Consider the following 20,212-nt stretch of genomic DNA (forward strand, 5'->3'; position numbering starts at 1 on the left):
CGGCGGACTTGCATGAAGGCGAACACCTTTGCGTGGTGGTCTTCGTGAGGTGACGTTTTCTTCCTGCGGGGGCCCGGCCGTGAGGAAGACTGGAACCATAAGCGGCGGCTCGCCTCTTCGGGCTCTATGGCACCGCGGATGGATCGCGCCCTGCCTGGTCATGGCTGACGGCGGAGCAGGTGAGCGGACCGGCGTGGCTGACGAGGAGTGGCGACGGTGAGTGATACGGATCTTGGCGCCCGCAGTGACCGGGGCAGTGAGTACGCCGACCTGTCCCGCCTGGTCCGAGGCGCGGGTCTTCTCGACCGCCGGTCCCGCCACTACGCGATACGGGTCACGGCGGTGCTGGGCGGCCTCGCGGTGATGGGCGTGGTGTTCGTCCGGCTCGGGCCGTCGTGGTGGCAGACGGCCGCCGCCGCCGCCGTCGCGGTGCTGTTCGCGCAACTAGCGTTTCTCGGTCATGACGCCGGGCATCGGCAGATCTTCCGCTCCCGCCGGGCGAACGACGTGGTCGGCCTGGTCTGCGGAAACCTGCTGACCGGCATCAGTTACGGCTGGTGGGTTGACAAGCACAACCGCCACCACGCGCACCCAAACACCGAAGGCCGCGACCCCGACATCGCGGTGGCTCCGCTGTCCTTCACCCCGGGTCAGGCCGCGACACGGCGCGGTCTGCGCGCCCTGTTCGTCCGGCACCAGGCGGCGCTGTTCTTCCCCCTGCTGCTGATGGAGGGTCTGCATCTGCATGCCGCCAGCGTCCGGGCGGTCGCCGTCCGCAGCGGACTCAGGCATCGACCAGTGGAGGCCGGTCTGCTCGTCCTGCACTTCGCCGGTTACCTCACGGCCGTGTTCCTGGTCCTGAGAGTGCCGCAGGCGATCGTATTCATCCTGGTCAACCAGGCTCTCTTCGGCCTCTACCTGGGCTGCTCCTTCGCCCCGAACCACAAGGGGATGCCCATCCTGACCGAGGCCGACGACCTCGACTACCTACGCCGACAGGTCCTCACCTCTCGCAACGTGCGAGGCGGCCGGCTCCTCGACGCACTCCTCGGCGGACTCAACTATCAGATCGAACACCACCTCTTCCCCAGCATGCCCCAACCGAACCTGCGCCACGCCCAGCCGCTGATCCGCCAGTTCTGCACCGAACACGGCATCGCCTATCACGAAACCACTCTGATCCAGTCCTGGGCGCAGGGACTTGCACACCTGCGGGCAATCGGCGCCGGTTCGACCCGCCCTGACTACGACTGAGACTCGCTCCGCGAGCGCCCTGGTCACCGACCATGGCAGCGGTGGGGTCGAGATCTGCGGCTCACCCCCGTGGTTGCACCTCTTTATATTTCAGTTTGTCGATGTTAGCGTTAACTCCGCGTTGCCGTCTGCCGATCGAGATGATCTTCGGTGGAGGCCCTGTGGGATCGGAGAACGCTTGTGACCACATCCGGCGGGACTCTTCGTGTGCGCTCGGTGGCGCTGGTGACGGTGTGCGCTCTCGCCGCCGCGGTCTCGATGGCTTCTGCCGCGTCCGCGTCCGCGACCATCACCGTGGCCGCAGACGGCAGCGGCACCTACACGACCGTGCAGGCCGCGATCGACAGTGTCGCGGCGGACAACGGCGTTCCGGTCACCATCACCATCAAACCCGGCACCTACCGGGGCGTGGTCACCATTCCCGCCAACAAGCCCCACCTCACGTTGGCCGGCGCCGGCGGCTCGGCCGCCCAGGTGGTGATCGTCGAAGGGCACGCGTCCGGCCAGACCAAGCCCGGTGGCGGTACGTACGGCACGTCCGGCAGTGCCGCGGTCTTCGTCAACGCCAACGACACCACGATCAAGAACCTGACCATGTCGAACGACTTCAACGAGGCCGCCAACACCCTCGACGCCGAGCAGGCCGTCGCTGTCAACACCTCCGGCGACCGGGTGCAATTCGACAACGTCCGAATCCTCGGCAACCAGGACACTCTGCTCGTCAACGCACCCAGTGTCAGCTCGGTCCGGCGTCTCTACGTCCGTAACTCCTACGTGGACGGTGACGTCGACTTCATCTTCGGGCGGGGCACCATGGTCTTCCAGAACGGCACCGTGCACTCGCTCACCCGGGGCTCGTCGTCGAACAACGGCTACATCACCGCTGCGGCCACCGACATCAACAACAAGTTCGGCTTCCTGTTCTGGGGAACCACACTGACCAGCAACGCTCCCGCCAGGACCGTCTATCTGGGCCGGCCCTGGCATCCCAGCGGCGACGTCAACGCCCGCGGTCAGGTGCTCTACCGGGGCGTCGCGATGGGCGCACACATCCGCACCGATCCCTGGACCGACATGTCCGGCTTCTCGTGGAGGACCGCCCGGTTCGCGGAGTACAGCAGCACCGGGGCCGGCGCCGTCATCAACGCCAACCGGCCGCAGATGAGCGCCTCCACCGCCACCCAGTACACACCCACCGCCTACCTGGCGGGTAACGACGGCTGGAACCCCATCCGATGACGACGATTCGTTCCCTCGAACAAGGTCACCGTCTCGTGGGCCGGCGCACCCGACTCGGGACACTCACGAACGCATTGGCGAAGACGCGTACCGTGGCCCTCATCGCCGTCGCCACCGGGGTGCTCGCCGCAGGTCTGCCGGCCCTCAGCGCGCAGGCTGCGGTCGGTGACGGCACACCTGCCGACTCGAACATCAGCTTCGTCGGCCGGTGGAACAAGACGAACGCCTCGGCCTACGTGCCCTACTGGGCCGGCGCGTACCTGCGGGTCGGCTTCACCGGCAGGACGGTGAAGCTCAGGCAGCGCAACACCATCCAGCTCTGGGCAAGCATCGACGGTAGGGCGTTCACGTCCTTCACCGGCTCCGGCACGATCAACCTGACGCCGACCGCGCTGGCGGCCGGCAACCACACGTTGATCGTCAGTTACCGGCAGGTGGCCGGCTCCTACACCGGTGACGCGGTCTTCCAGGGGCTGATCCTGGAGTCGGGCGCGGGCACGTTCAGGCCGCCGGCCCGCCCGAAGCTTGTCGAGTTCGTCGGTGACTCGATCACCGCAGGTGCCACGAGCAGCCAGCTTGCCGTGACCGACTACGCCTTCAAGGTCGGTGAGAGGCTCGGCTACGACCACACCCAGATCGCGATCGGTGGCATGTGTCTGGCCGAGACGACCGATGGATGCTGGGCGCAGGAGACGCGCTACTGGATGTCGTCCGGCGGCCAGGCCGGCACCGACCAGTGGGACTTCTCCCGCTACACGGCCGACGGCGTGGTGATCAACCTGGGGACCAACGACAAGAGCCACGGCGTGAGCGCCGCGACCTTCCAGGCGACGTACACCACCTTCCTCACGAGGGTCCGGGCCAGGTTTCCGAACGCCAAGCTCTTCGCCATGCGGACGTTCATCGGTCGTTACGCTGCGGAGACGGAGGCGGCGGTGCGGGCACGCAACGCCGCGGGTGACGCCAACGTGTTCTACGTGGACACCACCGGCTGGTTGCCGTCCGGCGGCCTGAGCGACTCGGTGCACCCGAACGACGCGGGCCACCAGGCCATCACCGAAAGGCTGGCCCCGCTCCTCAGCGCAGCACTGACCACGACCCCGTCCCCCACGGCCGCGCCGACCACTGCCGCGCCGACGACTCCCGCGGGCGGGGCCTGCGCCGTCACCTACCGCAAGACCGGTGACTGGGGTACGGGTGCCCAGTTCGACGTGACGCTCAGCAACACCTCCGCCGTCCCGGTCGACGGCTGGACACTGACCTGGTCCCTGCCAAGCGGTCAGCGGATCACGCAGTCCTGGAATTCCACTGTCACCCAGTCCGGCAGTGCGGCCACGGCGGTGAACGCCTCCTGGAACGCGGTGATCCCGGCCGCCGGTTCGACAAGCTTCGGATTTGTCACCGACAACCCGCTCGACGGAGCGACCGGTTTCGCCCTCAACGGCTCCCCGTGCGCCGCCGTCACGTGAGGGCGAGCGTCTCCGATCAAGGCAGGAGTAACCCGATGAAGCTTCGCCGATCGCGTCTCGTGGTCCTGGCGGCAACGGTCCTGACCGTCGTGGCCGGCGGGCTCGGCATCGCCACCGCCCAGGCCGCCACCCCGGCGTGCGGTGTCGCCTACCGGGTCACCAGCCAGTGGACCGGCGGGTTCGGAGCCGATGTCGTCGTCACCAATCTCGGTGACGCGGTGACCAGCTGGGCCGTGGGTTGGAACCTCGCCCCCGGGCAGGGCGTGACGCAGGCGTGGAATGCCACAGTCACGGTCACCGGTTCGGCGGTGACCGCCACCAACGTGAGCTACAACGGTGCTATCGGCTCTGGCGCCTCGGTCAGCTTCGGCTTCACCGGCTCGTGGAGCGGCAGCAACCCGGTGCCGTCGTCGTTCACGTTCAACGGCACCACCTGCGCCGGCCCACCGGCAGCGACCCCCACCGCACCGACGCCGATGCCGACGCCCTGCACCGGCCCGAGCACGCCGTCAGCGACCCCTTCCGCGTCTTCGGCCCCCGCGCCGATCAAGGTGTGGATGGCCGGCGATTCCACGATGATGAATGCCAGTTCCTGTCCGATCGGTTGGGGCAGCCAGTTCGCGTCCTACCTCACGTCGGACGTCACCGTGCAGAACAGTGCCGTCGGCGGTCGCAGCATCCAGACGTGGCTGTACGAGGGCAATGTGACCTCCACCAAGAACTCGGCCGGCGAGTGCACGCTCAGCTCGACTGCCTACAGCGCGCGGTGGTCGGCAATGCTGGACAGCGGCAGCGGCTTCAAGAGCGGTGACTATCTGATCATCCAGTTCGGCATCAACGACGGTGACTCGGCCTGTCCGCGACACGTTGGCACCAACCGCTTCAAGGAACTGCTCGGCGTCATGGCGACGGCTGCCAAAGCCAGGGGCGTGAAGCCCATCTTCGTCACCCCGGTGGCGGCAATCACCTGCAGCGGCGGCACCGCCGTCGGCAATCGCGGCTTCGTCGCCGAGACGACGGCTGCGGCCGCCGCCAACGGCGTACCGGTCATCGACCTGCACGCGAAGAGCGTGGCGCTCTACAACCAGCTCAGGCTGTGCCCGAACAACGGTGACTATTCGACGGGCGCGGTCGGTGCGTTCTTCTGCAACGACCACACCCACTTCGAGGCCGCCGGCGCCAGACAGATCGCCGGCCTGATCGCCACCGCCCTCAGGGCGCAGAACATCCCGCTCGCCGCCCACCTGAAGTGACGACCACCCCTCCGGCGGCGTGACCCGGCCGCCCTCAGGACGACAGGCGGCTTGGAGAAGTCCCCGGAGGGGCAGGGACGCCAGTCTCGGTGTGCGGCCCGCCGACCGGGGGCCGGGAGCTGGGCGTGTGCCTGTGTCGGACGAGAGCCGGAACGGACGACGGCGCGGACGTAACGGTGAACACGATCTTCGCGCTCAAACCGAGGGACGCCGACGATCCCGACGATCCGGGCCGGCTGGCTCGGTCGATCCCTCCGACGTTAGGACCTGATGTCCGTTCGTTTCCCCTCCACCCGACGTCACCTGCTCCGTAGCGGTCTCCTGGTCGGCGCGCTGGTCGGTCTCGGTGCCGGTCTGCTTCCCGCCGCTCCGGCCGGCGCTGCCGCCTCCCGGGCGGACCTGGTGGTCGCCGCGTCCGTCGGGCCGGTCGAGGTGCCGGCCAGCGGTGGCTGGTCGACCCTGACGCTCGACGTGCGCAATTCCGGCACCAGGGCCAGCCAGGATGTGACGGTGGCATTCACGCTGCCGGCGGGAGCCTGGTTCCCCACCGACGGGGTGCTGATTCCGCCGAGCTGGCACTGCGACCTGACGGGCTCCGCGACCTGCACCCACGCTCCCCTGGCCGCCGGGGAGGTCGCCGACGCGCTGAACATCCCGTTCGGGCTCCCGGCCGGTACCGCCGGCGACACGCTGGCCGTCACCGCCACGGCGTCGACCCGTACGGACTCGACGACCACCAACAACACCGGCCGGGCGAGCGTGCGTTACGTGCCCAGCATCGTGGACCTCGAGTTCGTGCCCGCCGGAGGTAGTCAGCAACTGCTCCCGAACGAGTATGTGAATGTTGCGGCGTCGGTCCGGAACACCGGGAACTCGCCCTCGGGCGAGGTGACCGTCACCATCCCGGTACCTGCCGGGTTGCAGGGCTCGGAGACATCGAGCGAGGGGTGGGACTGCGCGTTCGGCGACGGCGTGGCCGACGGCCAGACCGGCTGGCGCTGCGTGCACGGCCCGCTGCAGCCAGGCCAGACCAGCGAGCAGTTGTACTACGGCGGGATGCTCAGCGCCACCACTGTCGGCGACGTCGTGACCGTGGAGGCGACCGCCGCGACGACCGTGCCGGAGACCACCCTGGACAACAACACCGCGCGGCACACCGTCACCGTCGAACAGGGGGCCATCATCCGCGGCACCGTCTGGGTGGACGGCAACAACAACCGCGCATGGGACACATGCGAGGTGGGCGCCCCGGTCGGCTCCGAGGGCATCTTCCGCATCGAGGTGGCGACGGCCCCGGGCCAGTCTGGCTCCGGCGGGCTGACCACCATCAACCCCGACGGCACCTTCACCGCGTACGTCCGCTCGGGCACCTACCGGGTGCAGTTCCACGTGTACGACCCGCACGAGTTCATCGACTCCGTCGACTCGGACTTGATCTACTACTGGAACGAGACCGGCGGCGCCAACTACGGCTACACCGACTGGGTCACCGTGGCCACTGGTGACGAGGTGACGCTGAACGCGGGCGTGCGGTCACGCTGGATCGAATCCTGCTGACATTCGTCGACGTCGTTCCGGCGACACCCGGGCGGTCCGGCCTGCGCGGCCGGGCCGCCCGTTGCTCCGAGCGCTACCGCGCCACGGAGCAGTGCCTGCTGGTTAGATCACGCCGTGACGAAGGTTGAGGAGTTGTTGGCCGAGGCGGCGGCGGACCCGCGTGCCGCAGCGTGGAACGTGTTGTATGAGCAGGCCTGCCAGGAGGGCTTCCACGAACCCGAAGAGGCGCTGCTCATCGCGCGGCTGGCGGAACTCGCTTCTGAGTTCGTGCCCGCCGATCGTGACGAGGTGCTGATACTCGCCGGGAAACTGGCTGTCGACATGGATGAGCAATCTCAGCGCCGGCACGCCGACGCCCTGGCTCAGCTACGTCACCTGACCACCGACTGGTTGCCGACGCCGACCGACGCGCAGTCGTTCATCTACCGTCTCCGCGCGGTCATGGCTCTGGAGGGCGACATGCTCTGGGGCGAAGAACTCGAACGGCTCATCCACGACGAGGTCGAAGTCGAGTGCCCGCAGTGTGAGGCTTCACTGTTCATAGTGTTCGGCGATCGAGGTCACTTCGCCACGCACGAGGACTACGCGACGAAGCCGAATGTCGCGCAGACGCCGTTGCTGCCGGCCACACCCGTTGATCTTGACGATGTCGGCCTGCGACTGCATCGCATGAGCACCGATGCGGGACAGCAGTCCGTCGCCGAAGCGGTCACCTACGTGTTCGGCCGCGCCACCTGCACCCAGTGCGGTAGCACGTTCCGGGTGTCGGACCAGGTCGAGCGTTACTAGTACGGCGGTCACGGTTGTTCCTCTTGTTGACCGAACAGCGCGAGCACCCCCACCGACGGCGTCGGAGCCGGGGAGCGGCAGCCCGGCTGTGCCCGTGGAAACTCAGTACGGTCTGCCCGACGGGAAGTAGGAGGCGCCCGTCTCCCTGGCCTGGGCGATGAACGCGCGGCTGGCGGTCGCCTCGTGCACCTGCCGGGCCAGGCTGATCGTGCTGTCCGAGAGCCGCGCGTTGGCCAGGGCCACGGCGGCGTACGCGGCGAAGGTTTCCAGCACGGTGACGGTGTCGTCGTCGAAGGCGTGCGGGGTGCGGGCGTAGAGGTTGAGCGCGCCGACGACCGCCTCCCGGACGGGCATGCCGATCGACACCGAGCTGCCCACTCCGATGCTCCTGCCTCGCTCGACCCAGTCGGGCCAGCGGTCCTCGGTGCTGAGATCGGGCACGGAGAGGACGCCACCGCCGGTGGCGGCGTCCAGACAGGGGCCGCTCCCCTGGGCGTACTGCCGCTCGTCCAGGTCGAAGGCCAGGTCGCCGGTGAACGCCGCGGTCTGCCCGGTCTCGCCGCGGATCAGCGTGACCGACACCTCCACCGGCACCGGCAGCACCCGTTGGGCCAGTTCCGCGACGTGTTGCAGCACGTCGTCGAGGCCGGTTTCGCCGAGCTTGATGCGGCCGAGTTCGGCGAAGGCGTCGATCGGGTCCATCGGTGAGCGGGTCATCGCGTCGGGTCCTCACGACCGGCGTGCCCGTCGGGAAACCAGACGAATGGCCCGGGCGGGCGCGCGGATGGCAGCCCGCGAAAGTCGCGGACCGCTGCACGGACCCTCATTGGGCGGAGCCGGGACCAACGCCGGGTGCTCGACGCCGATTCGCCACATCCGGTACGACGGATGTGAACTACAGGTACCCGACGATACTCCCGGCCGTCAGTCGGCGACGACGAGCGCCTGGGGCGCGGCGGCCTTCATCCGGGTACGCAGCCACTTGAGCTGGATCGCCGTCTCGCCCTCGCAGCGCCGCACGACCGCGAGCAGGTCCTCGTCGCGGACACCGTAGGCGGCCTGGCCGACGACGGTCCAGGTGATGTCGCACTCGGCGGCCATCAGGTACAGATCCTGGAGGTCCCGCAGGAGGCCGATGCTGCCGGTGCGGGTGCCGGTGAACAGTTGGGAGTGCAGCCGGTCGGGTTCGTCGGGGGCGTCCTCGGAGTAACGGGCGATGAACGGGTGCAGCTGTTCGGCGTACGTGTCGCAACGCTTCGCCTGCTGCTGGCAGAGGTGCTGGACGTCAGGTTCCTCGGCGTGCGCGTCGGCCACCTGGCGGAACGCGTCAGCGAGGTTGATCTGCGCGCGGTGCAGCAGACCGAGATAGTGCGCGAGGTGCACGGCTCACTCCTTCCCGCTCGTGGCTTCGGCTGCCGGCCCGCCGACGGTGGGCGGCACGTGTGCGTCCGCCGGCGGCGCGCTGCCGCCGATCGTGGGTGCCGGCGAGGGTTCGCCCCGCCCGTCGGCGAGTTTCGTCACGGCGACGGCGGCGACCTTGAAGAGGGGCTGCTTGGAGACCGGGTCCCAGGCGGTGATGGTCAGCTCGTTCGCCGCCCGGGGGGTGCGGTCGGCGGGATCCTGGTCGAAGCTGCCGTAGTGGAAGGGCAGGAACACCACGCCGGGTCGGATGCCGCAGAGCCGGGCGCGGGCCTGGATGGCGCCGCGCGCCGAGGAGACGCCGACCAGGTCGCCCTCGGCGATGCCGAGCCGCTCGCCGTCGGCCGGGTTGAGTTCCACCCACACGTCCGGGGCCGCCCGGTTGAGCTGTGGGGCGCGGCCGGTCTTGGTGCGGGTGTGGAACTGGTAGACGGTGCGGCCGGTGGCGAGCAGCATCGGGTGGTCGTCGTCGGGCACCTCGGGCGAGGGTTGGTAGTCGACGGTGTGCAGGAACGCCCGGCCGCGCGGCTCCTTCGCCCGGTATTCGGGCTCGGTGAACTCCGCGCCGGTCGCCAGGTCCTGACCGAAGGTTTCGCAGTAGTCCGGGTCGGTGTTGAAGATCCCGTCGGTGTAGAGGCGCTCGGTGCCGTCCGGATGCTCCGGGGTGCAGGGCCACTGGATGCCGGAGCCGCCGCGCAGCTTGTCGTAGCTGATACCGGTGTAGTCGCAGGGCCGACCCCGCGTGCACTTCTTCCACGCCTCGAACACCTCCTCCGGCCTGGTCCACGGGATCAGCGGGTTGCCGTCGCGGTCGCGGAAGTCCATCCGCCGGGCGTAGTCGAGGAAGATGTCCAGGTCCGGCTTCGCCTCGCCCGGCGGGTCGACGGCTTTGTCGGAGATGTGCACGGTCCGGTCGACGCTTGTGAACGTGCCGGTCTTCTCACCCCACGTGGCACCGGGCAGCACCACGTCCGCCAGTTCGGCGGTCTCGGTGAGGAAGAGATCCTGCACCACCACCAGCAGGTCCGGCTTGGCCAGGATCCGCCGGATCCGGGACAGGTCCGGCAACGAGACGGCCGGATTGGTGGCGCTGATCCACAGCAGCTTGATCGAGCCCTGCTCCGCGTACCGGAAGATCTGCATGGCGTGCGTCGGTGGCGCCCAGTGCGGGATCGTGTCGACCTCGACGTTCCAGAGCCGGGCCAGTTCCTCGATGTGCGCGGTGTTGTCCCAGTTGCGCAGGCCGGGCAGGTCTCCGTCGGCGCCGGCCTCCCGGGTGTTCTGGGCGGTGGGCTGGCCGTTCATCTGGTAGATCCCGGCGCCGGGGCGGCCGATCATGCCCCGGATCAGGTGCAGGTTGTTGACCGCGCAGGCGGCGGCGGTCGCCTGGTTCGACTGGTAGAAGCCCTGCAAGACGGTCGACAGCAGCCGCTGCGCCGAGCCGAGCAGCTCGGCGGCGCGTTCCACGTCGGCGGCCGGCACGTCACAGATGTCGGCGACCCGCCGTGGTGGGTAGCCGTCGACGATCCGGCACAGCTCGTCGAAGCCGAGGGTGTGTGCGTCGACGTAGTCGCGGTCGTACCAGCCGCGCCTGATGATTTCGCGGAGCAGGCCGTTCAGCAGCGCCATGTTCGTGCCGTTGCGGATTGCGAGATGCAGGTCGGCCTCCCGGGCGACCGGGGTGGCGCGCGGGTCCACGGCCAGCATCGCCGGTGGGTTCGGGCCGCGCCGACGGTCGAGCATCCGCATCCACAGCACCGTCTGGGTCTCGGCGACGTTGTGGCCCCACAGCGCGATCGCGTCGCAGTGGTCCACGTCGGTGTACGACCCGGGCTGGCCGTCGGTGCCGAAGCTGGCCTTCAACGCCGCCGCCGCGGTCGCCGTGCACAGTCGGGTGTTGCCGTCCATGTGCGGCGTGCCCAGCCCGGCCTTGCCGATCACGCCGAGCGTGTAGTACTCCTCCAGGAAGAGCTGCCCGGTCGTGTAGAAGCCGAAGTGGCCCCACCCACCGGGCTCGTCCAACAACTGCTGGGAACGGGTCACGATGCGGCCCATCGCGGTGTCCCAGTCCGTCTCGACGAGGCGGCCGCCGTCCCGCACCAGCGGTCGGGTCAGCCGGTCCGGGCTGTGGTTGGCCTGCCAGCCGTACAGGTCCTTGGGGTCGAGCCGGCCCCGGTTGATCCGGTCCACCGCACGACCACGTACGCCGACGATCTTGCCGTCGGCGACCGCGATGTCCATGGCGTCGCCGTTGGAGTGCAGCACCGACGCCGACTGCACCCACCGGTCCACGTCCGCCTCGCCGCGGCCACCGTCGAGGAAACGGTCCACCCGCACCGGCCACTCCTGCCCCGGCCCGTACGGGGTGCGCTCACCCCATGGGTCGGCGATCCGGTCCACCATCGCGCTCTCCTTCCGAGGACTGCTCGGGTGCCGCCCGGCACCCGTCCGTACAACCTGCCTGCCGTTACTGCGGGTCGTCGAAACCCTCGGTGGCCCGCTCCCGGCGCAGGTGCGCCAGCGCCCGCCGGCCCAGGTCGGTGCCCTCCCGGCCCAGCGCCTCGTACATCGTGGCGACCTTCTCGTACGGCTGCGCGGGCGGCAGCAGGGGGATCGCCGGGTCCACCACCGCCTCGATCAGCGTCGGCCGGTCCGCCGACAGGGCCCGGTCCCAGGCGGAGTCGACCTCGGCGGGGGTGGTCACCCGGACGCCGTGCAGGCCCAGCAGCTCGGCCCAGCGGGCGTACGGCGCGTCCGGCAGGCGCTGCGAGTCGACGAACCGGGGGTCACCCTCCATCTCCCGTTGTTCCCAGCTCACCTCGGCCAGGTCGCGGTTGTGCAGCACCAGCACCACGAACCGGGGGTCCGCCCAGCCCCGCCAGCGGTGCGCGACGGTGAGCAGCTCGGCCAGCCCGTTCATCTGCATCGCCCCGTCCCCGGCCAGCGCCACCACCGGTCGGTGCGGCGTGTCGAGTTTCGCGGCCAGCCCGTACGGCAGCGCCGAACCCATCGAGGCCAGGGTGCTCGACAGGTGTGCGTCGACGGCGACGGGCAGCCGCAGGTGCCGCGCGTACCAGTAGGTCACCGACCCGACGTCCACCGACACCCGTGCGTCGGCGGGCAGCCGGTCGGTGAGCGCGTGCAGCGCGTACTGCGGGTTGAGCGGCTCGGCCTCGGCGGTGGCCCGCTGGTGGGCGATGTCCCGCCAGCGGGTCACCTCGCCCTCGACGCGCTGCCGCCAGCTCCGGTCGGGCCGGTCGGCGAGCAGCGGAAGCAGTGCCCGGATGGTCTCGGCGGCGTCGCCGAGCAGCGGCACCTCCACCGGGTAGCGCATGCCCAGCCGGCGGCCGTCGATGTCGATCTGCACGGCCCGGGCCTGCCCCGGCTGCGGGTAGAACTCCGACCAGGGATCGTTGCTGCCGACGATCACCAGGGTGTCGCACTCGCTCATCAGCGTGCTGCTCGCGGTGCTGCCCAGGTGACCCATCACCCCGGTGTGGAAGGGCAGCGCCTCGTCAAGCACCGGCTTGCCGAGCAGCGACGCGGTCACCCCCGCGCCGAGCGCCTCGGCCAACTCGATCACCTCGTCGGCGGCGGCGCGGGCACCCTGCCCCACCAGGATCGCCACCCGCTGCCCGGCGTCGAGCAGGTCGGCGGCGGCCCGCAGGTCCTCGGCGCGGGGTCGCATCTCCGGCACCGGCAGGCCGGGGTTGGTCACCATGATCCCGTGCTGGTGCGCACCGAGGTCCGGGGCCGGGGCGGTCTGCACGTCGTGCGGCAGGATCACGCAGGTCGGGCTGCGGGTCGCCAGGGCCGTGCGGATCGCCCGGTCCAGCAGCATCGGTAGCTGCTCCGGGGTGTACGCGGTCTGCACGAACTGCGCACACACGTCGCCGTAGAGGCGTACCAGGTCGATCTCCTGCTGGTAGCCGCTGCCCAGCACCGACGTCACCTGCTGACCGACCAGGGCGAGCACCGGTTGGGAGTCCAGTCGGGCGTCGTAGAGGCCGTTGAGCAGATGCACCGCGCCCGGCCCCTGAGTCGACAGGCACATGCCCAGCCCACCTGTGTACTTGGCGTGTCCGCACGCCATGAACGCGGCCGTCTCCTCGTGGCGGGCCTGCACGAACTCCGGCCGCCCGGCCCGCCGCAACGCGCCCATCACCCCGTCGATGCCGTCCCCGGAGTAGCCGAAGACCCGGTTCACGCCCCAGTCCGCCAGTCGGGCCACCACCAGGTCCGACACGGTCGTGTCCGCCACCGCCGCCTCCTCGTCTCGACCATCCCTGTCAGCATGTGGCCCTACCCCGGGCCGGCACCCCGAACCGGACCGGACGGCACCTTTTCGGGGATCCTCGCGACCAGTGCCAGGAACGGAACTCGTCCACCGGGGCGTGGTGACGGTCCCCGATGGCCGAGGGCGCCGACGGGTCACCCCGACGCGTGGACGGCATCGACGGAGGTGGGTGGGCGGACGATAGGCTGCGGGCGGCGTTCGAGTGACCTAAGGGGAACGGGTGACAGGCGGATCGGTTCGCGCGGTGATCGCGGTCTGCGGGCAGCCGGCGTGAACAACGGGTTGCGCCCGGGGGACCCGACCCACCTCGGTGGGTACGACGTGCTCGACCGGCTCGGCGACGGGGGCATGGGCACTGTCTTCCTGGCCCGGTCACCGCAGGGCCGGCGGGTGGCCGTCAAGGTCGTCCGTCCGGAGCTCTCGCATGACGAGGAGTTCCGTGGCCGGTTCCGTAGTGAGGTGAACCGTGCCCGCCAGGTTCCACCGTTCTGCACGGCCGAGGTGCTGGACGCCGACCCGGACCACAACCCGCCGTACCTGGTGGTGGAGTACGTCGAGGGCCCCAGCCTGGCCCAGGTGATCAGGGATCAGGGGCCGCTGGGGGCCGCGCAACTGCACAGCATCGCGGTCGGGGTGGCTACCGCGCTCACCGCCATCCATGGCGCCGGGGTGATCCACCGGGACCTGAAGCCGGCCAACGTCCTGGTCGCACCGGGTGGGATCAAGGTCATCGACTTCGGCATCGCCCGAGCTTTCGAGGCGACGAGCCAGCACACCCGGACCAACCAGTTGGTCGGGACCGTCTCGTACATGGCCCCGGAGCGGTTCGACGCGACGTCCGGCCACCCGGTGGGCCCGGCCGCGGACATCTTCGCCTGGGGTGCGCTCGTCGCGCACGCCGCGACCGGCCGCAACCCGTTCGGGGGCGACTCCGCTACCGCCACCGCCATGCGGATCCTCACCCAACCGCCGGACCTGACCGGCCTCGGCGGTGCGCTGCGGGATCTGGTCTCCCGGGCGTTGGAGAAGGATCCCGCTGCCCGGCCCACCGCCCGGGAACTACTCGACGGACTGTTGACCGCAGCGGATCAGGGGGGTGCTGCCGGGCCGGCCCAACGCCTGGCCGAGCTGCCGGCGGCGCGTGCGGCGCAGGCCGGCGCTGGTGCTGAGCAGGGGCGGGGTCGGGTCACGGCCGATCGCGCGGGCTCAGGCCGGCGGGGCCGGCTCATCGCTATGGGGTCGTTCGCCGTGGTGATCGCGGTGCTGGTGCCCGCCTACCTGTTCGGCCCGGATCTGCTCGACGACCAGGCCAAACCGGACCCGACCGGCTCGACGGCGGCTGGCAGCCCGGCAGCGGGCGGGGCGTCGGTCGCCGCGTCCACGCCGGCACCGGCTACGCCGACGGCCGCCGCGGACCCTACCGACGCCATACTGGCCGGCCAGCGGCGAATCCTGCTGCACGTGGTGGAGATCGACCGTGACCTGTCGCTGCCGTCTCACGGTGAGCTTGAGGTCGGCGACGGGACCGGCAAGGACGCGCTCTTCGTGCTCGAACCGGTCGGCGTCGACTTCATGATCAAATCGGTGAACCCGGAGATCGCCCACCGGCCGTGCCTCGGAGTCAAGAGGGATGCGGAGGGGAACAAGTCGCTTGTGGGGGCCGACTGCCGGCCGACCAAGGCGACCCTGTTCGCGATATCCCGCGAGGGCAGGGACGACAAGGGGCGCACCTCCTACGCCATCCTCAACGACGAGTACGGCCCGGTGCAGTGGAGCCCGACCAAGAGGGAGATCTACGTCGAGTTTCTGGGTGACGCCCCGCTCGACACCACCTTCAGCCTGGTCGACCGGGGCGCGGTCTGAGGCGGGCGTACCCCCGACTGAGCCCACCTCGGGTTGCCGCGAACAATGGGCAAACGTCGATGTTAGCGCCAACGCGGCGGCTCCTCAAGAGCGCCCGCTGCGGTCCGCGGCGGCGTGCCGAGGCGATGCCTGCGGCGGGCTGACCGGGAGCGGTGGGTCCCTGGGCCTCGACCCGTCACCGCCTGATGTTCCCAGCACGTTACGTCTTGACGAACGGCATGTTATCGCTCACAGTCGATGGCTAAGGGCGACGGCATCTATGGCTTACCGGGGAAGCCTGCTTCGTCGACCCTCGAATCGGTCGTGCGCCAGGGCGTGTCGGCGTGTTGTTAGCGCTAACTTTCCCGACGCATCGTCCGGGCACGTGTCGCGGTGCGCCCACCCTCGGGCAGGCCGTTCGGCTCTGGTCATTGAAGGAGGATCATGTCTGCCCTCGATAGGTCTCCATCGATCGCGCCGCCGTCGCGGCGGCGGCGTTGGTGGTTGCCCCGCGTTCTCGCCGCCGGCGCGGCGGCGGTGCTGGTCGGCGGTGCTGCCGTAGCGGTGGTGTCGTCACCCGCCGCCGCGGCGACTGTCGACACGAGCGCGTGGTACGTGTTGATCAACCGCAACAGCGGCAAGGCCCTGGACGTGTACAACCTGGCCACGAACGACGGTGCCCGGATCACCCAGTGGACCCGTAACAACGGCAACCAGCAGCAGTGGCAGTTCGTCGACTCCGGGAGTGGCAACTACCGGGTGAAGTCGCGGCTGTCCGGCAAGGTGCTGGACGTCTCGGGCCGCTCCACCGCCGACGGCGCGGCGATCGTGCAGTGGGCCGACAACAACGGCACCAACCAGCAGTTCCGGTTGGCCGACTCGGACAGCGGCTACGTCCGGCTGATCAACCGCAACAGCAACAAGGTGATGGAGGTGCAGGGCGCCTCGACCGCCGACGGCGGCAACATCGTGCAGTACGCCGACTGGAACGGCACCAACCAGCAGTGGCAGCTCGTGCGCGTCGACGGTGGGAGCAACCCCACCACGCCGCCGCCGACGACGCCACCGCCGGGTGGCACCTGCGACCTTCCCTCGACGTACCGCTGGTCGTCGACCGGCTCGTTGGCTAACCCGAAGTCGGGGTGGGTGTCGCTGAAGGACTTCACGGTGGCCCCGTACAACGGTCAGCAGTTGGTCTACGCCACCACGCACGATTTCGGCAGCTCGTGGGGTTCGATGAACTTCGGTCTCTTCTCGAACTGGTCGCAGATGGCGTCGGCGAGTCAGAACGGGATGAGTTCGGGGACTGTGGCGCCGTCGTTGTTCTACTTCGCGCCGAAGAACATCTGGGTGCTGACCTACCAGTGGGGTGGGCCGGCGTTCTCGTACCGGACGTCGACGGATCCGACCAACCCGAATGGCTGGTCGGCGCCGCAGACGTTGTTCAGTGGCAGCATCACGGGTTCGGGTACGGGTCCGATCGATCAGACGGTGATCGGTGACGGCACGAACATGTACCTGTTCTTCGCCGGTGACAACGGCAAGATCTACCGGGCCAGTATGCCGATCGGGAACTTCCCGGGCAGCTTCGGTAGCAGCTACACGACGATCATGAGTGACACGACGAACAACCTGTTCGAGGCCCCGCAGGTCTACAAGCTGCAGGGTCTGAACAAGTACCTGATGATCGTCGAGGCGATCGGTTCGACGGGTCGTTACTTCCGTTCGTTCACGGCGACCAGCCTGAACGGTTCGTGGACGCCGCAGGCCGCGACCCAGAGCAACCCGTTCGCGGGCAAGGTCAACAGTGGTGCCACCTGGACCAACGACATCAGCCACGGTGAGCTGCTGCGGACCAGCGCGGACCAGACGATGACGGTGAACGCCTGCAACCTGCAGTTGCTCTACCAGGGTCGTTCGCCCAGTTCCGACGGCGTCGACTACGGCCTCCTGCCGTACCGGCCGGGTCTGTTGACCCTGCAGCGCTAAACACTGCCTGATCGCGAAACGGGCGGGCTCGGCGAACGCCGAGCCCGCCCGTGCGTCGGCCCGGCACCGACTCGGAGGTTTCGGCCCAATTCTGGCGGGAAGCCCGTCGCCGCCCGTGCTGTCGACGCAGGTGACGAAGAGGCGACCATGACCCTGGCCAATCCGGCTCCCGACTATTTCGAGCCCGAAGACGGAATGTTTCTCGCGACCCTGCTGATCGTCCGTGACATAGACCGGTCGCGAGAGTATTACGAGCGGGTGTTCGGGGCGACGTGCGTCCACGACGCGAATCCGCTGATCATGAGGTTCTTCAACAGCTACATCATCATCAACGTCGAGGGTGGCCCGACGGACGACAAGCCGATGGTGCAGGCGAAGGCCCCGACCGACGCCAACACGTTGAGCTGCGCGATGAATATCCGGGTCCGAGACATCCGGAAGCTCTACGCGGAATGGAAATCCCGAGGTGCGGATTTCATCACCGAACCGAAGGACCACGGCACGGAGATCCGGTGCTACCTCCGCGACCCTGACGGCTATCTGGTGGAGATCGGTCAGGGCCTCTAGGTCACGGTTCTGCGCGCCGCGCAGCGGTCTCCCGCCCGCCACGAAGTGCGAAACGCCGAAGTTCTCCTCGGGGCGGACGCTGGCGGGAGAGTTTGGGATGATGCGCCGGTCTACCCGCGACATCACCTGAACTGAAGGGATTCCCGCGATGGCAAAGGTCATCTCCACGCTGTTCATCTCGGCCGACGGTGTGGCCGAGATCGACCCGGACTGGCACTTCCCGTACTTCGACGAGAACATGGGCCGCGCCGTCACCGAGGACTATGAAGCCGCCGACGTGCTGCTCATCGGCCGCGTGACCTACGACAGCTTCGCCGGCGCCTGGCCCGAGCGTGAGGCCGCAGGTGGGGAGGACGCGCCGTTCGCCAAGCAACTCGGGGACGTCCGCAAGGTCGTCGTCTCGCGCCAACCGCTGGAATTCTCCTGGCGCAACTCCGAGCTGATCGCCGGTGACCTCGTCGGTGCCGTCACGTCGCTCAAGGCCGATGACGGAGTGCGCGGCATCCTCATCCCCGGGTCCATCTCCGTCGTGCAGCAACTGCTGGCGGCGGGGCTGGTCGACGAGCTGCGCCTGCTTGTGCATCCGGTGGCGGCGCGTAAGGGCCGCAAGCTCTTCGACGAGGGTGACACGGCGTACCACCTGCGAGTGCTGGCGACCGAGGCGTTCCCGACGGGTGTGCTCCGCGTGATCTACGCGCCGGGTGCGGCACCCGGGAAGGCCGGCTACGACGACGTCAAGGACCAGGTGCCGGCCGGGCAGTAGCCGCCGTCGCGAGGAACGTCGTAGGCCCGTGTGACGATCGTCGTCGTGACTGGATGGACGTACAACGATCGCCCCGCGGGCGCCCGGTTCCTGACCGATCGGATCCCCGAGCCGGGTCGCGGTGCGATCGAGGACGAGCTCTGGGCCTGGATCGTTCGTGGTGAGAGCGACGCCGACGAGTTCGTCGACTTCTTCGACGACGACGAGGAGCGGTGCGGCGCGACCGACGAGGAGCTCACCGCCGCGTACGAGAAGGCGTCGGCTGCTCGGCGGGCGCAGCAGCGGGGGTGGGGTGAGGTGCGCGGCAATCTCACCCGCGCCTTCGCCGAGCTCAACGAGCTGGGTGTGGTGGCCCGGGAGAATTTCAGCTGCTGTGGTAGCTGCGCGAGCGCCGAGATCCACGACGAGCGGGACGACTCCCGGCACTGGCTCGGCTATCTCTGGTACCACCAGCAGGACACCGAGTCGTTGCTCGCGAGCGACGACGGGGAGGTCTACCTCGGTTACGGTGCCTACCCGCCTGTCGACTTCGACGAGGCCGCCTACGCCGACCTGACCGAAACCGACAAGGAGGCCCGCTACCAGGCCGACCTGGAGCGGCTGCTGGATGACGTCGTGTTCCCGGTGCTGCGCGGGCACGGCATGCGGGTCGAGTGGAATCGCGAGCAGTCCAGGCGGGTCCGGGTCACCGGCGCCCAGTGGTACGCGCCTCTGGTCTGAGCACCACCGCGCCATCCCACAGCTCGGAACTCCATTTAGTGAGGCCCATCTATATTGACGTCCGGCGTCGGCGGGGACAGGATCGCGGCACCACCCCCGTGATCCCTCTGGGAGGCGTCATGACCCGTCCCCGCCTGCCCCGCCTGCGGGCAGCCACCCGGTTGGCCGCACTCACCCTGGCCGCCGCCGGCGTGCTGCTCACCGTCGCCACACCCGCCAGCGCCGCCGTCCCCGCCGGCCGGTACGTCGCGCTGGGCGACTCGTACGCAGCCGGTCCGCTCATCCCCACCCAGGTCGACCTGAACTGCCTGCGCTCCAACCGCAACTACCCCTCGCTGGTGGCCGCCGCAGCGGGCTCGTCGTCGTTCGCCGACGTGAGCTGCTCCGGCGCCACCACCGACGACATCCTCTACGGTGGCAGCGGCCAGTTGGGCAGCGCGCTGCCACCGCAGCTCAACGCGGTCACCTCCAACACGGCCCTGGTCACGGTGCAGATCGGCGGCAACGACATCGGCTTCTCCGGCATCATGGGCGACTGTGCGGAGGCGAGCCTCAGCAGCCCGCTCGGGTCGCCGTGCAAGAACCGGTACACCGCCGGAGGTGTCGACCAGTTGCAGGCGCGGATCGCCGCCGCCACGCCGAAGGTGACAGCCGTGTTGCAGGCGGTCCGCCAGGCCGCGCCGGGCGCGCGGGTCGTGGTCCTCGGGTACCCGGCGATTCTGCCGGACAGCGGTTACGGCTGCTGGCCCGTCGTCCCGATCGCCTACCAGGACGTGCCGTACCTGCGCGGCATCGAGAAGTCGCTGAACGCGATGCTGGCGAGCACCGCGACCGCCAACGGCGCCACCTACGCCGACGTCTACACCCCGTCCATCGGGCGCGACGCGTGCAAGAGCAGCGGCACCCGGTGGATCGAGGGGCTGGTGCCACAGAACTCGGCCGCCCCCTTCCACCCGAACGCCCGGGGTGAGCAGGGCATGGCAACTGCCCTGCTCAGCACGCTGAACAGCTGATCGGCTCGACACCGGTCGACCCGGCCCCGTCGCGCCGCGGC

At 69.3% G+C, this 20,212-nt stretch carries 16 protein-coding genes; 12 read left to right on the top strand and 4 right to left on the bottom strand.

Annotated elements, in window-relative coordinates:
• Nucleotides 1–342: 342 nt before the first annotated feature.
• From AB0F61_RS14715 to AB0F61_RS14740, 6 genes are all read left to right on the top strand, one after another.
• The gene (locus AB0F61_RS14715) at nt 343–1,254 is read left to right on the top strand and encodes an acyl-CoA desaturase (RefSeq protein ID WP_357808901.1); all 912 of its coding nucleotides are present in this window, start codon (nt 343–345) and stop codon (nt 1,252–1,254) included.
• A 180-nt stretch (nt 1,255–1,434) separates the two neighbouring features.
• Complete coding sequence (locus tag AB0F61_RS14720) at nt 1,435–2,493, top strand: pectinesterase family protein (RefSeq protein ID WP_357808903.1); 1,059 nt, start codon at nt 1,435–1,437, stop codon at nt 2,491–2,493.
• 92 nt (nt 2,494–2,585) lie between these two features.
• On the top strand, nt 2,586–3,962 hold the full coding sequence (locus tag AB0F61_RS14725) for a cellulose binding domain-containing protein (protein ID WP_357808906.1): 1,377 nt from the start codon (nt 2,586–2,588) through the stop codon (nt 3,960–3,962).
• A 35-nt stretch (nt 3,963–3,997) separates the two neighbouring features.
• Nucleotides 3,998–5,215 carry a cellulose binding domain-containing protein gene (locus AB0F61_RS14730; protein WP_357808909.1) on the top strand — a complete coding sequence of 406 codons (1,218 nt, stop codon included), beginning with the start codon at nt 3,998–4,000 and terminating at the stop codon, nt 5,213–5,215.
• 270 nt (nt 5,216–5,485) lie between these two features.
• A complete protein-coding gene (locus AB0F61_RS14735; protein ID WP_357808912.1) occupies nt 5,486–6,772 on the top strand; it encodes a hypothetical protein in 1,287 nt (428 codons plus the stop codon).
• A gap of 114 nt (nt 6,773–6,886) precedes the next feature.
• Nucleotides 6,887–7,561 carry a hypothetical protein gene (locus AB0F61_RS14740; RefSeq protein WP_357808915.1) on the top strand — a complete coding sequence of 225 codons (675 nt, stop codon included), beginning with the start codon at nt 6,887–6,889 and terminating at the stop codon, nt 7,559–7,561.
• Nucleotides 7,562–7,663: 102 nt separating this feature from the next.
• On the opposite strand, the gene AB0F61_RS14745 is transcribed toward AB0F61_RS14740, so the two are convergent.
• From AB0F61_RS14745 to AB0F61_RS14760, 4 genes are all read right to left on the bottom strand, one after another.
• Nucleotides 7,664–8,278, bottom strand: a complete 615-nt coding sequence (locus AB0F61_RS14745) for a GAF domain-containing protein (protein ID WP_357808917.1) — start codon at nt 8,276–8,278, stop codon at nt 7,664–7,666.
• Nucleotides 8,279–8,485: 207 nt separating this feature from the next.
• Nucleotides 8,486–8,944: a hypothetical protein gene (locus AB0F61_RS14750; protein ID WP_357808920.1), complete on the bottom strand. Its 459-nt coding sequence runs from the start codon at nt 8,942–8,944 to the stop codon at nt 8,486–8,488.
• A gap of 3 nt (nt 8,945–8,947) precedes the next feature.
• On the bottom strand, nt 8,948–11,383 hold the full coding sequence (locus tag AB0F61_RS14755; protein ID WP_357808923.1) for a nitrate reductase: 2,436 nt from the start codon (nt 11,381–11,383) through the stop codon (nt 8,948–8,950).
• A 64-nt stretch (nt 11,384–11,447) separates the two neighbouring features.
• Nucleotides 11,448–13,241, bottom strand: a complete 1,794-nt coding sequence (locus AB0F61_RS14760) for a thiamine pyrophosphate-requiring protein (protein WP_357808926.1) — start codon at nt 13,239–13,241, stop codon at nt 11,448–11,450.
• A gap of 306 nt (nt 13,242–13,547) precedes the next feature.
• On the opposite strand from AB0F61_RS14760, the gene AB0F61_RS14765 reads away from it, so the two are divergent.
• The 6 genes from AB0F61_RS14765 to AB0F61_RS14790 all read left to right on the top strand — a co-directional run bounded on the left by AB0F61_RS14765 (nt 13,548) and on the right by AB0F61_RS14790 (nt 20,171).
• Nucleotides 13,548–15,140 carry a serine/threonine-protein kinase gene (locus AB0F61_RS14765; protein ID WP_357808929.1) on the top strand — a complete coding sequence of 531 codons (1,593 nt, stop codon included), beginning with the start codon at nt 13,548–13,550 and terminating at the stop codon, nt 15,138–15,140.
• Between the two features lie 423 nt (nt 15,141–15,563).
• The gene (locus AB0F61_RS14770) at nt 15,564–17,108 is read left to right on the top strand and encodes a non-reducing end alpha-L-arabinofuranosidase family hydrolase (RefSeq protein WP_357808932.1); all 1,545 of its coding nucleotides are present in this window, start codon (nt 15,564–15,566) and stop codon (nt 17,106–17,108) included.
• A 147-nt stretch (nt 17,109–17,255) separates the two neighbouring features.
• On the top strand, nt 17,256–17,675 hold the full coding sequence (locus AB0F61_RS14775) for a VOC family protein (protein WP_357808935.1): 420 nt from the start codon (nt 17,256–17,258) through the stop codon (nt 17,673–17,675).
• A 148-nt stretch (nt 17,676–17,823) separates the two neighbouring features.
• Nucleotides 17,824–18,438, top strand: a complete 615-nt coding sequence (locus AB0F61_RS14780; RefSeq protein ID WP_357808938.1) for a dihydrofolate reductase family protein — start codon at nt 17,824–17,826, stop codon at nt 18,436–18,438.
• 45 nt (nt 18,439–18,483) lie between these two features.
• Entirely contained in the window at nt 18,484–19,158 is a 675-nt protein-coding gene (locus AB0F61_RS14785; RefSeq protein WP_357808941.1) for a hypothetical protein, read from the top strand.
• A 119-nt stretch (nt 19,159–19,277) separates the two neighbouring features.
• The gene (locus AB0F61_RS14790; RefSeq protein ID WP_357808944.1) at nt 19,278–20,171 is read left to right on the top strand and encodes an SGNH/GDSL hydrolase family protein; all 894 of its coding nucleotides are present in this window, start codon (nt 19,278–19,280) and stop codon (nt 20,169–20,171) included.
• Nucleotides 20,172–20,212: the final 41 nt, after the last annotated feature.

Origin of the sequence: Micromonospora sp. NPDC023888, from assembly GCF_040639415.1 — a bacterium.
In the GTDB taxonomy this organism is placed as follows: Bacteria; Actinomycetota; Actinomycetes; order Mycobacteriales; family Micromonosporaceae; genus Micromonospora.